At 54.2% G+C, this 14849-nt stretch carries 14 protein-coding genes; 8 read left to right on the top strand and 6 right to left on the bottom strand.

What is annotated here, in order from left to right; all coding sequences use genetic code 11:
• From HXY34_12675 to HXY34_12660, 4 genes are all read left to right on the top strand, one after another.
• The coding region (locus tag HXY34_12675; GenBank protein NWF96988.1) for an aminopeptidase at window positions 1-306 on the top strand (306 nt) is incomplete at its 5' end.
• 665 nt (window positions 307-971) lie between these two features.
• On the top strand, window positions 972-1751 hold the full coding sequence (locus HXY34_12670; GenBank protein ID NWF96987.1) for a hypothetical protein: 780 nt from the start codon (window positions 972-974) through the stop codon (window positions 1749-1751).
• A 21-nt stretch (window positions 1752-1772) separates the two neighbouring features.
• Complete coding sequence (locus HXY34_12665; GenBank protein NWF96986.1) at window positions 1773-2201, top strand: hypothetical protein; 429 nt, start codon at window positions 1773-1775, stop codon at window positions 2199-2201.
• A 62-nt stretch (window positions 2202-2263) separates the two neighbouring features.
• On the top strand, window positions 2264-3247 hold the full coding sequence (locus HXY34_12660) for a sulfite exporter TauE/SafE family protein (protein ID NWF96985.1): 984 nt from the start codon (window positions 2264-2266) through the stop codon (window positions 3245-3247).
• 335 nt (window positions 3248-3582) lie between these two features.
• Here the strand turns inward: HXY34_12660 and HXY34_12655 are convergent, their stop codons facing one another.
• Window positions 3583-5055 carry a caspase family protein gene (locus tag HXY34_12655; GenBank protein NWF96984.1) on the bottom strand — a complete coding sequence of 491 codons (1473 nt, stop codon included), beginning with the start codon at window positions 5053-5055 and terminating at the stop codon, window positions 3583-3585.
• Window positions 5056-5420: 365 nt separating this feature from the next.
• The gene (locus HXY34_12650) at window positions 5421-5669 is read right to left on the bottom strand and encodes an ATPase (GenBank protein ID NWF96983.1); all 249 of its coding nucleotides are present in this window, start codon (window positions 5667-5669) and stop codon (window positions 5421-5423) included.
• A gap of 291 nt (window positions 5670-5960) precedes the next feature.
• Between HXY34_12650 and HXY34_12645 the strand changes: the two genes are divergently transcribed.
• On the top strand, window positions 5961-6863 hold the full coding sequence (locus HXY34_12645) for a PhzF family phenazine biosynthesis protein (GenBank protein ID NWF96982.1): 903 nt from the start codon (window positions 5961-5963) through the stop codon (window positions 6861-6863).
• 190 nt (window positions 6864-7053) lie between these two features.
• Here the strand turns inward: HXY34_12645 and HXY34_12640 are convergent, their stop codons facing one another.
• Window positions 7054-8391 (bottom strand): MFS transporter, encoded by a 1338-nt coding sequence (locus HXY34_12640; GenBank protein ID NWF96981.1) that lies wholly within the window; start codon window positions 8389-8391, stop codon window positions 7054-7056.
• Window positions 8392-8597: 206 nt separating this feature from the next.
• On the opposite strand from HXY34_12640, the gene HXY34_12635 reads away from it, so the two are divergent.
• The 3 genes from HXY34_12635 to HXY34_12625 are packed head-to-tail and all read left to right on the top strand — an operon-like array spanning window position 8598 to window position 10224.
• Window positions 8598-9149: a GTP-binding protein gene (locus HXY34_12635; GenBank protein ID NWF96980.1), complete on the top strand. Its 552-nt coding sequence runs from the start codon at window positions 8598-8600 to the stop codon at window positions 9147-9149.
• A 28-nt stretch (window positions 9150-9177) separates the two neighbouring features.
• Complete coding sequence (locus HXY34_12630; GenBank protein NWF96979.1) at window positions 9178-9612, top strand: hypothetical protein; 435 nt, start codon at window positions 9178-9180, stop codon at window positions 9610-9612.
• Entirely contained in the window at window positions 9613-10224 is a 612-nt protein-coding gene (locus tag HXY34_12625; protein ID NWF96978.1) for a hypothetical protein, read from the top strand.
• Here the strand turns inward: HXY34_12625 and HXY34_12620 are convergent.
• The 3 genes from HXY34_12620 to cadA form a co-directional block, all read right to left on the bottom strand.
• Complete coding sequence (locus tag HXY34_12620) at window positions 10221-11417, bottom strand: geranylgeranyl reductase family protein (protein ID NWF96977.1); 1197 nt, start codon at window positions 11415-11417, stop codon at window positions 10221-10223. The genes HXY34_12625 and HXY34_12620 overlap by 4 nt on opposite strands.
• A 35-nt stretch (window positions 11418-11452) precedes the next feature.
• A complete protein-coding gene (locus HXY34_12615; GenBank protein NWF96976.1) occupies window positions 11453-11950 on the bottom strand; it encodes a hypothetical protein in 498 nt (165 codons plus the stop codon).
• A 78-nt stretch (window positions 11951-12028) separates the two neighbouring features.
• Window positions 12029-14656, bottom strand: a complete 2628-nt coding sequence (gene cadA, locus HXY34_12610) for a cadmium-translocating P-type ATPase (GenBank protein ID NWF96975.1) — start codon at window positions 14654-14656, stop codon at window positions 12029-12031.
• Window positions 14657-14849: the final 193 nt, after the last annotated feature.

The following is a 14849-nucleotide window of genomic DNA, read 5'->3' as shown; positions in this document are numbered from 1 at the left end:
GTCGACTTCTCTGCAGAAAAGGAAGAGGCGACGCTCAAGACCATCTTGGAGGTTGACCCGGGTTCCCGTCGACTGGGTGAGATGGCCATGGGCACTAACCGCGGCATAAAGAGGTACACTCTGAACATGCTCTTTGACGAGAAGATTGGAGACACCATCCATTGTGCACTGGGGAATGCATACAGGGAATGCAACGGCGTCAACCAGAGCGCGGTCCATGTTGACATGGTCAAGAGCATGATTCACGGCGAGATAGTTGCCGGTGATGAAGTCATCTACAGGCAGGGCAAGTACTTCTACGAGTGAGTAGACAAGTCGGGACTTCATGCCTGCCCTCGTGCCTGAAACTGTCCTCGGCGTTCTTACGAACCATGTGCCGTGACATGCCCGACTGAATCACAGATTGGGAGGGCCGGCGGAGGCGTTGTGAAGGAACGCACGCCAGCCCTGGAGGACTGAAGACAGCGCGTCCCCGACAGATTCCCGTAATAAGCCAATTATGAATGAATGATTCCTGTACCACCTACTGATGTGACGCCACGAGTGTCTCCATGTGAGATGATTCACTGCCAGTTGGACCAGGTTCGATGCAGGAGTCCTGTCGCTCCCAAGAAACGGCACTGTAGTAAATCCTCGAGGTTTCATGAGGTGTCGGGCAAAACTCTGGTTGCCCGTATCCACATGGAGGCATGCAAGCACCACTAGGCGCTGATTAACAGAGTCCAACTCCCGAGCAGCTGCCTACCCTGTGAATTCAGAGTCGAGCGGTCCGAACAGCATGGCCACTTCAGGACTGCTGCTCATGGGGTCGGATCGTCTTCGAGAGGGCTACTGGACCGGAGTGACAGAAACATACAGTCTGCTGACTCGCAGTCTTTATAACCTTTCAACACGAAATCAATCTCAGAGGAAGGAGTCACGAGGTCACCCACCAGTCGCACGGCCTTGCCAGCTCCAGAAGGAGGCGTTTCATGACAAGCACCATCGTCGGAAGAATTATCCGTGCTGACATCAGTGAGATGTCAGGGTTCAAGTATGGCACCATCACGATTGATGTTCCCAACAGGGGAAGGGTTGAGTTCCGCTACGACATGAGTTCTAGAGGTGACATACCTCCGGTGGGATCATGTGCGGCGGTGACCTACTTGGAGGCTGACTTCAACCGAATCCTGCAGATACGGTCCTCATCCATCTTGGGAGGTCCGTCTGAGACTTTGACCAATCCATCTGTGACCGAGGTTCCAGACTCTCCTGTAACATCTGTAGGCCCAGACACTCGTCGGTCATATCCACTTCAAGGTCAGGTCCTACTGGAGGAACGCCGAAGCCACTCTCCGAGATACCAATCTGAGGGTCCGGGCATAGTCGGCGAGTATCGGCGTCCTGTTCAAGAGTACGGCGCTGACAGCGGACCAACCTCACTACCACGACCTGCGGGGGTTCAGTTTCTGTGTGCCATCTTCCTACTGATTGGGCTGTCCGGTCTGCTCTTCACACTGCTTGTTGGGCTATTCACACCTCTTCTGCTCCCGACACTTCGGTACACGTTCGTACTATTAATGGTCGCGCTGACAGCCGTTTCTGTCACCACATTTGCTGCATCTTACGGTCTGTACATGCTAAGAGAGTGGGGAAGGCTTGCTGCCATTGCTCTCTCTGCGCTGATGGTATTCACCGTGATTGGCCTTGTCATAGCAGTGCCTACAATCTGGTACTTGAACAAGAATGAAATCCGAAGCCAGTTCCATTGACTCCGGGCGGAGGGTGTTGAGATGACTGACGTCAGAGAACAAGCAAAGCTGCTGGTCAAGAGCGGTATCAGCTCTGTGGTTATCCTATCGAACAGGCTCGGATTGGATGAAGACTCCACACGGACACTCCTGCAGGAGATGGTGTCAGCAGGCGAAATCTTGGGCTATCTCTCCGGCGATGGCACACGGTTCTTCAGTACCGAAGTCAAGAAGTCCGCTGCGCCCGCCCTGCCAGCAGATGAAGAGCCTCCCGCGTTCCTGAGATTCAATACTACACCGGGCCGGATTCTGGCCACATTGGGACTCATCATCATCATTGCATCATACCTGTCGTTGACGCTCAACTCGAGTGTGGAGATCCAGAACATAAGCGCGGGAGCACTGTTTCTCGGGATCCTTGTGATGTGTGGCGGCTGTTATTGGATTAGTATGCGAAAGACACCACCGTAGGACCTGAACCTACAGGACGACTTAAGTAGGGATTGAGAGCGGGACTCGCAAGGAGAAGGCCCTTGCAGATTCCATTGATTGCAGATCCACTAATGCTCACCTGTCTTGCGGTGTTTGCTATTGGCGTGGGCGCTATCTGCTCGATGCTGGGCATTGGCGGCGGCACCATTAATACGCCCCTGTTGATTGTAGTCTTCGCTCTCGCTCCTGCTGAGGCGGCAGCGACTTCCCTTGTTGCAGCGATGTTTGTTTCGTTGTCAGGCAGCTTCTCCTATCATCGGCGCAACCCGCGGCTGATAATCCTCCGCGTTGGTCTATTCCTGACAATCACAACCATACCCGGTTCCGTGATAGGCGCATGGCTCAAGAGCGTGATCGAGGACATGCTGCTCCGTTACATCTTCTCTGTGGTACTCTTCCCCATCGCTCTCAAGATGCTCTTCACCAAGCCAAAGGGCCGCTCGGACATGGAGTCTGAGCTTGATGCGTTCTCCTTCTCAGACATACCGAAGTCCAGACTTGTGGGCACATTGGCCGGCGCATTCTTGGCAGGTCTGCTGTCAGGCCTTCTGGGCTTGGGCGGTGGAGTCGTCATAGTCCCCCTGCTGACGATGTATATGGGGATTCCGATGCATGCTGCCGTGGCGACATCTATGTTCGCTATGGTCTTCACCACCGCTGCCGGCACGGTCACCAACATCGGACTGGGCGAGATCAACCTTCTATACGGCTTGGCCCTAGGAGTCGGAATGCTTGTCGGTGCTCAGGCTGGTGCGCGACTCGCTTGTCGTGTCAATTCGGTGCGACTGAAGCAAGCCTTTGGAGTCATGCTTGCATATCCACTGGTGAGTCTCGCGCGACTGGGAGAGCTGTTAGTCACAAGCATGGGTCATACTCTTGACGCAGCATCTGTTACCCTTGCCAATGTCGTCATCTGGCTTGCTATTGTGCTCCCCGTCTTGGCCCTCCGGCTTGCCATGGGGCGTCCACCACCTCCTCCGCCTGAGCCACAGGAGACATGCGTGCCCCCTGTTCCGCGCGACTGAGCGATGCGCGAGTATTGTGATGAGGGTGCAGTTCGACATCGATTCCTGATGGCATATCCATCCACGGTGGGTCATGATGAGTCTCTATGTGCAGACCTCAAATGGAATAGGTCCTAACCTTGCAGTGCATTGTCCGTTTCATTTAACTGACATTGGTCGATCGAAATGTGGAGCAAAGGTGACTGACCCCGTTGTTGTCCGCCAAGAGTGACAGGACTCCTGTTTCATGGTAGGGATCGAAAGATGAAGACTGGTGGGACTGCCTGTCACTCTACTTGCGGGCATCATGTCAGATGAAAAAAGAAAAGAAGGAAGGGAAGACCCTTCCGTTCTTACTACAGGGTGAAACCAGTGCTGGTGTTGCCGTCGTACTCCTGGGGTGTGTCACCGCCAGAGTACGGATATGCAGCCAGTGCGTAGTCAAAGCAGCTTTCCATTGTGGTGGTCGTGCTGCTTCCGAAGTGGTTGATGAGGCCGTACTCCAAGAAGTAGTACGTCCATGCTCCGTTCTTGTGGGTTGAGTCATCGTACCCATACCCGTTCTGCGTGCACGTTGTGGTCATGTAGACCTTGGCGTGGTTGCCCAGAGCCTGGATCTCAGGAATCAGCCCACCGCTGTAGCAGTGGTCGACGAAGATGAATATCTTGCCTGCTGCCCAAGAGCCCACGTAGTCATCCAATTCGGTGTCATACAGGTTGCCGTTCTCACCGCTCTCGCCGCTACCGCTGTCCCACATGCAGAGGTATGAGGAACCGGTGCCAGTGCCCGAGCCGTGGCCTGAAGTGATGAAGGCTACGATGTCGTCGCCATCAGCTCCTCCGAGCCAGGAGAGGGACTGCTTCACGTTGTACTCGGTAGCAGTAGCATAGTAGACCGGATAGTTTGAGGTGTGCCCGTCACCAAGCACTCGTATGTAGTCGTAGTGCATGACGTTCTTCAGGTAGTTGTACCAGTCAGTGGCGTCCTCATCACAGTATGACAGGTCGCTTATCGCCTTGTAGTCAGATATACCGACTATGACCGCCCACCTCTTGACGACTCCGTCACCACCACCACCGCCGCCACCATAGGTTATAGTGACAGTCAGGGTGTATGCACCGGAGCCGCTGTAGGAGCGAACCATGATGTACCACGTCCCCGCACCGGGACTGTTGTACGTCACTTCCTCTCCACCAGAGGTGTATCCGCGCCAATCATAGACACTGGTTGTCGGAGCAGACCCGAGTTTTCCATAAAGATCGAAGTCCGCAGACCCACATGTGAGGGTGGAGTACATACTGACAGCGTTCGCATCGACTTGGATTGTCCAAGTTTCAGTTGCGCCAGTCGCCGAGAGTGAGCTTGTCACCGGGACTCCGTTTGTCAGTACCTTGCTTCCACCACCAGTGGTGTACTCGATCTGGTCAATCTTGAAGCCCCACTTTGTGATACTGTAGTCGGTCTTCAGTCGGACTTTGATCGTGTCGCCACTGCTGTATGACGACCACAATCCAGACGAGTACAGTCCAGTCAACTTGTGAAGCTGACTTCCTGCGGCGTCGTAGACATAGACGAAGTCATAGTTCTTCTCTACATCGATCTTTGTGAAGTGCACCCGAATCTGGGTCGCACCCGTTTTTGTGATGGTCCAGGTATAGTCGAAGTTGTTTGCGTAGTTGTGAGCAGACTCAACAACATATGACTCAACGGTTCGACTTCCCTCGACCGTGGCCCTGGTTTGTGCAGGCGTTGCTGTCGCGACTGGAATCACAGTCACTAGAAACATCGCCACAAAACACAGGGAGAGGACCACGAGTCTCCTGTTCATCTGACGTTCACCCACACGAATCAGCAGGAACGCTGAAATCGGTGTGGGTCCTTTTGTAAGCGGGCTTTTAAGTGTTGCCACTTTTGTCCCAGCCGCCCTCAACTCCCGAGACCCCGGCCGTCCATTCCTAGTTGGACCGAGTTGGACACAGGATTCCTGTCGCCCCTTGCAAACGGCACTGGGGTCGCTGCTCCAGGTTTCATGGAGTCTGCTGCAGTTGCTTCCAATCCATACTGTTTGTTGTGTCGGGGCACGATTGGATTGTGCACCCGGGTTGGCGTCGAAGTGAGAAACCTATAGGGGTTGGCATCTGCTGCCGCGAGTCTGGACAGTCTTGTACATACGCGGTGTGATGCACATGACGGTTACTCTCTAGACTTCTCTTGGTCGTAGGAACGCCAGTGCGCTACAGCTTCGGTCTGTCCCCTTGCTGTTAGCTCCGAGAGGACTCTCTCCCTTATTATTGAGGTATCGACTACCTTCTCCTTGCTCTTGGAAATCGTCTTGGCTATCGTCCTCGCCGTGTCGTAGGGGCATCCGCTCTTGACACAGCTGACTACAATCTTCTCAGGCATGAATGCCTCGAGAGTACCATTGCGTTTCTTGACTTGCATGACTGTTCCCTCTGAAGGGCGCTTAGTGATCGTTCGCCCTGACAATAGTACTCATCGGAAGCAAATAAACAATTGGTAATCAAAGGAAAGTCGGAGAACGTGGTGGGTCTTGCTTAAGAGCAGCGGATATGGTGGGTGTCTGGCCTTGCACCTCAACAACGGCCTGCATGAATCTCACCTAGAGCGGTCTGCAGTCAACACCGCGATTCGCATCATATCATATCCCACTACACGCTCAAGCCGAGAGACTGATTAGTAGCATATGCGGTCATGTCAGCGGCGCAATAGACCTTGAAGGCTGTTCCCTATCTACAGACAAGCGTTTTCACTGACACCCGATATCGCTTTGGTGGTAACCAGCTTGCAACATTCTGGGACCACGAAGCCAACTCCGGTCTCACCGCTGAAGAGATGCAGGGGATTGCCCTGGAGATGCATTTCTCTGAGACGTCCTTTGTCTTCAAGCCTGTCAAGAGAGAGTGTGTTGCGAAGGTACGAATCTTCACGCCCGGTACCGAATTACCTTTCGCAGGTCATCCGACGCTTGGGACTGCGTTTGTGCTGAGACAGAAGAACATCATTCCAGAGAAGCTTGTGTCATTCCGGCTTGAACTTGGTATTGGACCAGTGGAGGTCAGTCTCATGGGCAATGACACAGTGGGGATGAAACAGCCGCCATCCAAGTTCTATGAGACCTGTGACAGATTGAAGGCTGTTGCCGAAGCTCTGGGTCTGTCCTCAGACGATGTCGCCCGTAGTCCCCCGCCGCAGTTTGTGGGCATTGGCTTGCCCTTCCTCATCGTGCGGCTGAAGACGCTTGATGCAGTCAGACGTGCTTCTCCCAACTCTGCGGCAATCGAGTCAGCACTGCACGGGCTGAGGTCGCAAGAGATACTTGTCTTCAGTCAGGAGACTACTCACCCAGAGTCAACAGCACACATGCGGGTGTTTGCGCCAACGGCAGGTGTTCTTGAGGATCCTGCGACTGGCAGCGCTGCGGGCCCGTTGGCAGCCTTCCTGTATCGAAACAGTCTCCTCCCACAAGAAGGCATGAGCAGACCAATAGTGATTGAGCAGGGATACGAAATCAGCCGACCGAGCAGACTTGTCGTTGAGATTGTTGACACAGATACTCTACAGGCCTTCGTGTATGGTGCCGTTAGACTGACGGCAGAGGGGTCGTTCTTCACGTAGTCAATGCTCCTGCTGCTTTCGTTCACGGTGACGAAGGTGGATGGCCGTATGCTCTCTCAGTGAATGACCGGATGGCAGACTTGGCTCCTCTGCAGTCTACGCGGACTGCTCCGACCTCTTTGACTGGATCGGTCTCATCATGGACTGCACTGACCACACGAAGTCAGTCCAACTGCGTCCGGAGGTAGTCTCACTCTGACTTGCTGGCTTCAGCTGTCTGCTCCTTGATGCCCCTCTCTGCCTTCAACTTCTCAAAGTCCGGGTCTAGGTCAATCCAGCCAAGGATTATGATTGCCAGAAGCAAGAAGACCGCCGCGATTGGTCCCCACAGCCTATACCCCATCGTTAGGAGCGGGTCGGTTGGCGCCCTTGGTACAGCCAATACCTTGGGCAAGCTGAATACGATTCCCCACAGAAGCGCTGAGAGTGCCTGGAAACTGTTGAGCGTGACTGTCGGCACGCTAGTATACATGCCCGCCCGCCCTTCTCCTGTGAGTATCTCGTCCTTCTGCGCAAAGTCAGCATAGACTATGTACGGGAACAGGTAGTAACCGGATACCCCTGCTCCCACCAGTGCGAGGAGTATGAAGCCCTCTATTGATGTGGTGACCAACAGGGTCATGGGCAGAGCAAGGGATGCAACAAAGAGGGCCGTTTGAATTGTCCTCTTCTTTCCTCTGTGACGGATTGACCACCGCCAGACAAGGAAGAAGCCAAACACCACGATGAGCAACTCAGCTCCGAAGACTATCATCTCCGTCAAGCTGAACCTCAAGAAGTCCTGGATGAACGGGAATGCGGTCTTGATAATCATGGCCATGCCGACTGACATCACGCCCTGAGCAAACATCCATCCAACATAGTCTCTGTTCTTCAACGCCCTCTTCAGTTCCTCAGTGAAATTCGGGCGCTGGATGAACTTGCCTTCTTTGTTCAGGAGTGCAAGTGACGGAGCAAACCCTGCGAGCTGAATCGCGACAAAGCCCAATATGACCAGAGTGAGCGCACTGGGCGCAACACTTGCGAGTAAGATGGTGCCAAATGTACCGGTGACGAAACCGAGAAAGTTGGCCACGTTCTGCCAAGATGAGACGGCAGGCCGCTCTTCTGGTTCTGTGAGCTCTGGCATCCAGGACTGGAATGGGGTCATGGTCATGCCATAGAAGACCTTGAAGAGGCTCATGGTTATCAGCGCGTATACGAACAATGCCATTTCATCAGCGGGGTTCACAAAGGCTGTCGGCGTGAATACAAAGAGGAATGAGATGGCCATGAGTGGTGCTCCGACCATGACGAAGGGCTTGCGTCTTCCCCATCTTGTGACCGTCCTATCACTGAGATTCCCAAATGTCAGTTCGGACACCATTATGGCGATGTAACTGAAAGCGATTGACGCGCCCGTGTAGATGGCGGGCAGTGCCATCAGTGAGAAATAGAACAGGGCGCTGGCCAAGTCCAGCATATCGAGCATGATTGAAGGCCCCAGACGAGCCATTCCGAAGTAGACTTTCTGAACTCTAGATAGCATGACTTTGTTCCTCCAGGACAGCTACCCGTTCGGATAACCATCTATTAAGCACTGGCCTTTCGTTCCAAGGCCATCACATGACGACTGACAAGGTCACTCTGCCTGACGCGCGGTACGTTTGTGGTGCAAGACAGTCCCACAAGCGCACCCGTCAAGCAACAAACTAAAATGCCGCTTTGTGCTCGGCCACATCGAGTTTCGCCCCTATGAACGACCTTCAACCGTTAGTACGAAAGGCGAGTGACGGGATAAAGTCCAAGTTATCAAAGGTTGTCTTCTGTGGGTCGGGTGGTGTGGGGAAGACGTGTATCGTGTCTCGTCTCGTGACTGGCAGTTACATCGAGCCCTCAATGACCATTGGGGTGGATATCGATACATGGGAGATGAAGGATAATGGGACTGGAAACACTTACAGACTGGTCTCGTGTGATTTGGGAGGTCAGTCGCAGTTTCGTTTCTTCCAGCAGCCACTGATTGCTGGTGCAAAGATGGCCATACTGGTCTTTGACATGAGCAGGTACGAGTCGTTTCTTGAACTTGAAGAGTGGATTGAGATGACTAACACGTTGCCTGCTGAGCGACGCCTCATAGTGGGCAACAAAAGCGACATGGATAACAGTGTGAACGAGTCTGATGTTCAGGAGCTTTCCCAGAGAACTGGCCTGAAGTGGGTTCCAGTTTCTGCTCTGACCGGCTTCAACTTTGACAGACTTGAGCGGATGATATTTGAAGTACTAAGGTCCGACCAGGGCACCTGAAGGAGGAGTGTGTACGAGTACAAGCACAGTGAAGTTTTTCTGTCCAGTCTGCAAGGACGAAGTCGAGGTCCAGATAGAGACCGTTCGAGTCATGCACTCGCCACGGAACCCTGTTCCAGTGGTTGTGACTCATGGTTCACCTGAACATGCTGTGACTGTGTTTGTCGACAGGGAGTTCAGGGTGCGTGCCACCAGTGCAAGCGACATCGTGAAACGAATCGCCACAACCGAAGCGAAGCGGAAGCCCCTGACAACGAGGCATGTGCCCTTTCCAAAAGGAGAGCAGGTCACTCTCAGTGGTCTCGACAGTCATCAGATCTCAATTGTGGCCCTTGCTGATGGTAAGCGGAGCATTGAGGAGCTGGCAAGCATACTCGAGCTCCCGGAAATGCGTGTGAAGATACTATGCGAACAGCTTGTCAGACTGGGCAAGCTGGAATCTGTTCGGGTGGTAATGGAATAGATGAAGAACTGGCTGATAATTCAGGCATCCAAGGCAAAGAAGCTGGCTAGTGAGAAGGTATTGACACTGACCCTGACCAAGCTGAATCAGCTGCTGATGCAGACAGCTGTCGACACCATGGGTACGTCCGCAGGACCCAAGCATGTCTTCGAAGGTGGTATGTCTCTTGGTCACGAGTTCATGATGGAGCTCTCAGCGCAATTGGAGGGCGACTTCGAGAGAATACCTGCTTACGGTGAAGCTGCATGGATAATGTTTGCTGGACGGACCCCGACCAAGCAGAGTTATGAGAAGGTTGAGGTTGAAGGGGAGACAGTCTACATATACACGTTGCAAGACGACGATAGCCCCTTCTGTAGGTCAATCTCCTTTCCGATGAAGTTCTGCTGGTTCCCCGCAGGCGCATATCAGGGAGCTGCCCAGACTTGGTCGGCACTGACCATGAATGGCGACTACCATGTCATATGTCGCGAGACCAAGTGCAAGGCGGTGGGTGACGATTGTTGCGAGCTCACGCTTCTGGTACTCCGGAAGGAACTGCCACTTGAGTTCGTCAAGACTCACTGGCCGCATTTCTTTGTGGACTCGGACAGCGGCTTTGTCGATTACTAGACGCTCAAGGACTTGGCAGCGGAAAGCAGTGCCCTCTTCAGGATTCTGCTTCGCGCTTCACTGTAGCTTGCGATTCCCATGATCATGCGTGCTGCGGTGCGTCTGGTCTTCTCATCAGCAATCATCATCCGGACCATGAGCTCCATGCGCTTCTGCGACCTGTAGACGAAGTTGGCCAACCAGAGTCCGCTGTGTATCATGTCAGTCCCAAAGTCAGCCATCCACCTTGACGTGTAGTCTGATACAAGGTCAACTTGGGCCGTTCCATCAATCTGTGCACTGATGGCTTGTGCCGCGTGCAGTCCCGACGCGGTCCCGTAGTATAGACCTTCACCAGTGACGGGTGAGACGAAACCCCCTGCATCTCCGATTAGGAGGGCACTGTCTGACCCGATGGGCTCGAACGGTTTCTTGAACGGTATGGGGTGTGCGACTCTGCATGAGAAGTCGCAGTCAGAGGGAACCATCTTCTTCTCCTTAAGCTGCGTCACGAATCGGTCAAACACCTCGAACTGTGTGAGAGAAGGAGCTGAGGCATTTCCGAACCCTATGCCAACGTTGAGGTGTCCTCTCTTGGGAAACAACCATCCATAGCCTCGCGGGACAACTCCAAAGAAGATGTGGATCTTCCTCCTTGTCCCTAAGGTCTCGTCAATGATGCTGTCATCAAGAGGAATCTCTGCGCACACGGTCCTTGCCATGTGGTCATAGGGCTGCTGGAAGCCGAGCGACTTCTTGTAGGACCTGAGTCCTGCCCCGTCACCTATGACGAGGTATCTGCAACTCACCTGATTGCCGCTTGACAGGCTCACCTTGTACTTGTCACCGTTCTTGGAGACCGTCTTCGCCATTGTTGCCTCTAGGACCTCTGCCCCTGAGTCTGCCGCATCCATGAGCACCTTGTGGTCCCATTCCGTCCTGACCACAAGGTCGAGGCAGTTCGGTTCCTCGTAGTCTGCAGCCTTGAGGCCAGGAGACCACACCACGAGGCCATCGGCGTTGCAGTTCACGCCCAGTTTTGCCTTTGGGCCGAGCTGACGATGTGTCCTCTTGGATAGCGCACCCCCACATGACTTGAAACGTGGGAACTTCGCCTTGTCGACAAGCAATACCTTCAGACCTGCCTTTGCAGCATGCATCGCGCACACACTGCCAGCTGGTCCCGCACCAATCACAAGTAAGTCGTACACCATGGCTTACCCTGCTCCTGCGGACATGTAGAACCGTCTTATATTGATGTAGCCCGCCTCTCGTGCCTCAACTGAGAGCTGCAGACGCAAGCCGACAGCATTGCACACAGTGAGGGGGCCGGGATTGGTATGCTTGTTATTTCTGAGAAGCTCGGTGGGACTCCCCAAGTGAGGACTTGAGGTATGACCAACTGAAGGACCAGTGCTGCCACGAGCAGCGTCGCCAGCCAGTTGAGCCTGATGTTAGACTGCTGACAGACTCCGAGTGCCCACGTAAGAATGATTGCCAGTACTGTCCAACAGACCGCTACGAATGCTATCTGCGTGAGCCCTACTGGTCCAAATCCGGTCTCGTTGTACAGTCCAAAGGTTCCAGCCCCCATACTGTACCCCCAGAACACAAAACACAGGCTCACATCGTGCAGACCAAGGGTCTGGTTGTTCCACACCACAGCAGAGACTGGAAGGAGAAACGATGTCAGCAGAGGAGATGCCCTCAGCAAAGCATTGAGAATCTCTGACATGCGTGATGGCATGGACCCTGGTAGTATCACGGTGTCTATTCAACATCATGGTCAGAGGAAGAGTGCTCCGTACCTTCTGCATCACTGAGCTTACTTGTGGTCGTGGTCTCTGTAGGCGACTGGGTTGGACTCAAAGACATCCTTGCAGTATTGCGCGCAGAAGTAGTACCTCTTGCCCTCAAAGTCGCTGAACAGACTCGCAGTCGAGGTGTCCACATCCATCTTGCAGATGGGGTCTATCGCAACAGTCGGTCCAGCACTGCTCAGGCCAAGCTCGCCGGTTGTCGCAGCCATCAATGGTCTTGGATCGAATCTGGAGAGAAGTAGCGCGTTGCTGACGACACTCACACTGGACATGGCCATTGCAAGGCCTGCGAACTCTGGCCTCAGAGCAATGCCTGTGAGAGGATAGAACAGTCCAGCCGCAACAGGCAGTAGCAGCACGTTGTATATCATGGCCCAGAAGAATCCCTGTCGTATCTTGCTCATTGTCTTGCGTCCCAGACGAATCCCCGCAACAACATCGGACAGGTCGTCCCTCACCAAGACCATGTCTCCGGTCTCGACAGAGACATCGGTCCCTGACCCGAGCGCTATACCTACATCCGCCTGTGCGAGAGCTGGTGCATCATTGATGCCGTCTCCCACCATTGCGACAGTGCGCCCGTTCGACTGCAGCTCGCGGACCTTGTCAGCCTTGGCTGCAGGAAGTACGCCGGCCATCACTTTGTCTATCGAAGCCATTCTAGCAACGGACCGGGCGGTCTGTTCCCTATCACCCGTGATCATCCAGACGTCGATGCCCATGGTTTGCAGCGCCTTTACGGCCGAGAGTGACGACTGCTTCAGTCGGTCCGCTATCCCAATGGCCAGCTTCAGCTTGTGGTTCACAGATACGAGGACTACTGTCCGCCCTCCCTGTTCCAGCATCTCCGCCTGACCTCTCAGAGGTGATGTATCGACGTTATGACTCCGAAGGAACTCCTCGTTGCCGACAACGACCTTCTCACCACTCACCTCTCCAGCGACTCCCCGTCCGGGATATGACATGAATCCGTGAGCCTCCAAGCGCTCCAGTCCCCTCTCGTCTGCATAGTGAACCAACGCCTCGGCAAGCGGGTGTTCACTGAGTCTCTCAACAGCAGCAGCGACCTGAAGCACCGCATCTGTGTCCGTGCCGTCGACTGACACAACATCCACCACGGCGGGTCTCCCCTCCGTAAGAGTGCCCGTCTTGTCGAAGACAACTGTGTCAACCCGGGGAATCGCTTCAAGTCCTGCCCCACTCTTGATTAGAATACCCATCTGTGCCCCCCTTCCAAGTCCCACCATTATTGCGGTGGGCGTTGCGAGACCCAGAGCGCACGGACAAGCAGCGACAAGCACCGCGATAGTGAAGCTCAACGCCCTTGTCCATTCTGCAGCACCCAGGATGAGCCACCCAAAGAATGTCAGCGTGGACATGAGCAGCACGACAGTCACGAACACCTCCGCTATGGAGTCCGCCTTTCTCTGAATCGATGGTTTCCTCGTCTGCGCTTCCTCCACCATCCTCACAATCTGAGCCAGTACTGTGTCCCTGCCCACTCTTGATGCCTTGACCCTCAAGGCTCCATTCTTGTTAACGGTCGATCCCACAACCTCTGAACCTGCGTGCTTCAGTACGGGCATCGGCTCTCCTGTCACCATCGACTCGTCCACAGATGACTCTCCCTCTACAACCACGCCATCCACTGGAATCCTGTCACCCGGTCTCACGACGAACAGGTCGCCCACCTCGACGTCTTCCACCGGTACCGTGATCTCTTCGCCCTCGCGTATCACTGTGGCAGTCGTGGCCTGCAGGTCCATCAGTGCACGTATCGCATTCGAGGTCCTTCCCTTCGCCAGTGCTTCAAGCCACCTGCCCAAAAGAATGAATGTGATGAGAAGGGCGGAAGTGTCATAGAAGGTGTCGAAGCCAGTGAGCACAAAGGTGGCAAGCACAGAGTAGCCGTAGGCGGCGCTTGTCCCGAGCATGATCAGTGTGTCCATGTTCGTCTTTCCATGTCTTAGCACCGCCAGACTTGACTTGTAGAAGGGATAGCCGCCAATGAATTGGACGGGGGTGGCGAGAATGAACATGACCACGTTCATGTCCCAACCCGCCGGCAGCATGAAGTACTGCCCTCCAAACATGATGACTGTGATTGGAATCGCGAGCAGCGCAGACACTGCCAAGCGAACAAGGTAGTACCTCTTCTCCTGACTTCTTGCCAGCGCTTCGCGGTCCAGATTCTGACTGGACTCTCCTGTGACCTCATATCCTGCCATGATGAGTCTGTTGACCACTGTCTTCTGAGTCACAAGGTCGCTGTCGTACTCTACAAGCAAGAGCGACGAGCCGGGGAAGCCCCTCGCAGCAATGACCCCGTCAATCTCTGCTGCTGTGCTCTCAACCTTGGCCCAGTCCGGTTCATCGGGTGATGTGACTCTGAGTGTCATTGTTGGTCGTTTCGGTCTGTACCCGGTCTTCTCGATTGCTCTCTCCAAGTCCGTTCTCTCCACTCTCTGAGGGTCATAGTCGATGACCGCCTTCTGCTCAAGCAAGCTCACGGAGACCGCGGTCACACCTTCAGTAGACATGAGCGACTTCTCTACAGTTGCTACACAGGAGGCACAGTGCATCCCCTCGATGCCCACAGAGATTCGTCTTGTTCTATCTGCTTCTCCGCTCATTCTCATCATCAGTCCATTAACTATTGTTCATACAGAGCTGGCTATATGCTTTCTCCTAGGTGCCTGTCTGGTCCTGAACACGAATCTCCTTGGCACTCGCAGGTACAAGACCCTGAACCCACATCGAGGAGTTGCACCATCGTCTGTGGTAGGAGTTCGAGGATTCATCGTCGTACTGTGCAGCCGAGTGCCC

It is taken from the genome of Candidatus Thorarchaeota archaeon (assembly GCA_013388835.1).
Taxonomy (GTDB): domain Archaea; phylum Asgardarchaeota; class Thorarchaeia; order Thorarchaeales; family Thorarchaeaceae; genus JACAEL01.
The sequence above is the reverse complement of the archived record's forward strand: the minus strand, read 5'-3'. Positions and strand labels throughout refer to the sequence as shown.

Excerpts from the sequence above, each read along its gene's own strand:
- HXY34_12615 (NWF96976.1), bottom strand. The coding sequence starts at position 11,950 with ATGCCATCACGCATGTCAGAGATTCTCAATGCTTTGCTGAGGGCATCT.
- HXY34_12625 (NWF96978.1), top strand. The coding sequence starts at position 9,613 with ATGAAGAACTGGCTGATAATTCAGGCATCCAAGGCAAAGAAGCTGGCT.
- HXY34_12620 (NWF96977.1), bottom strand. The coding sequence starts at position 11,417 with ATGGTGTACGACTTACTTGTGATTGGTGCGGGACCAGCTGGCAGTGTG.
- HXY34_12650 (NWF96983.1), bottom strand. The coding sequence starts at position 5,669 with ATGCAAGTCAAGAAACGCAATGGTACTCTCGAGGCATTCATGCCTGAG.
- HXY34_12640 (NWF96981.1), bottom strand. The coding sequence starts at position 8,391 with ATGCTATCTAGAGTTCAGAAAGTCTACTTCGGAATGGCTCGTCTGGGG.
- HXY34_12655 (NWF96984.1), bottom strand. The coding sequence starts at position 5,055 with ATGAACAGGAGACTCGTGGTCCTCTCCCTGTGTTTTGTGGCGATGTTT.
- HXY34_12665 (NWF96986.1), top strand. The coding sequence starts at position 1,773 with ATGACTGACGTCAGAGAACAAGCAAAGCTGCTGGTCAAGAGCGGTATC.
- cadA (NWF96975.1), bottom strand. The coding sequence starts at position 14,656 with ATGAGCGGAGAAGCAGATAGAACAAGACGAATCTCTGTGGGCATCGAG.
- HXY34_12635 (NWF96980.1), top strand. The coding sequence starts at position 8,598 with ATGAACGACCTTCAACCGTTAGTACGAAAGGCGAGTGACGGGATAAAG.
- HXY34_12670 (NWF96987.1), top strand. The coding sequence starts at position 972 with ATGACAAGCACCATCGTCGGAAGAATTATCCGTGCTGACATCAGTGAG.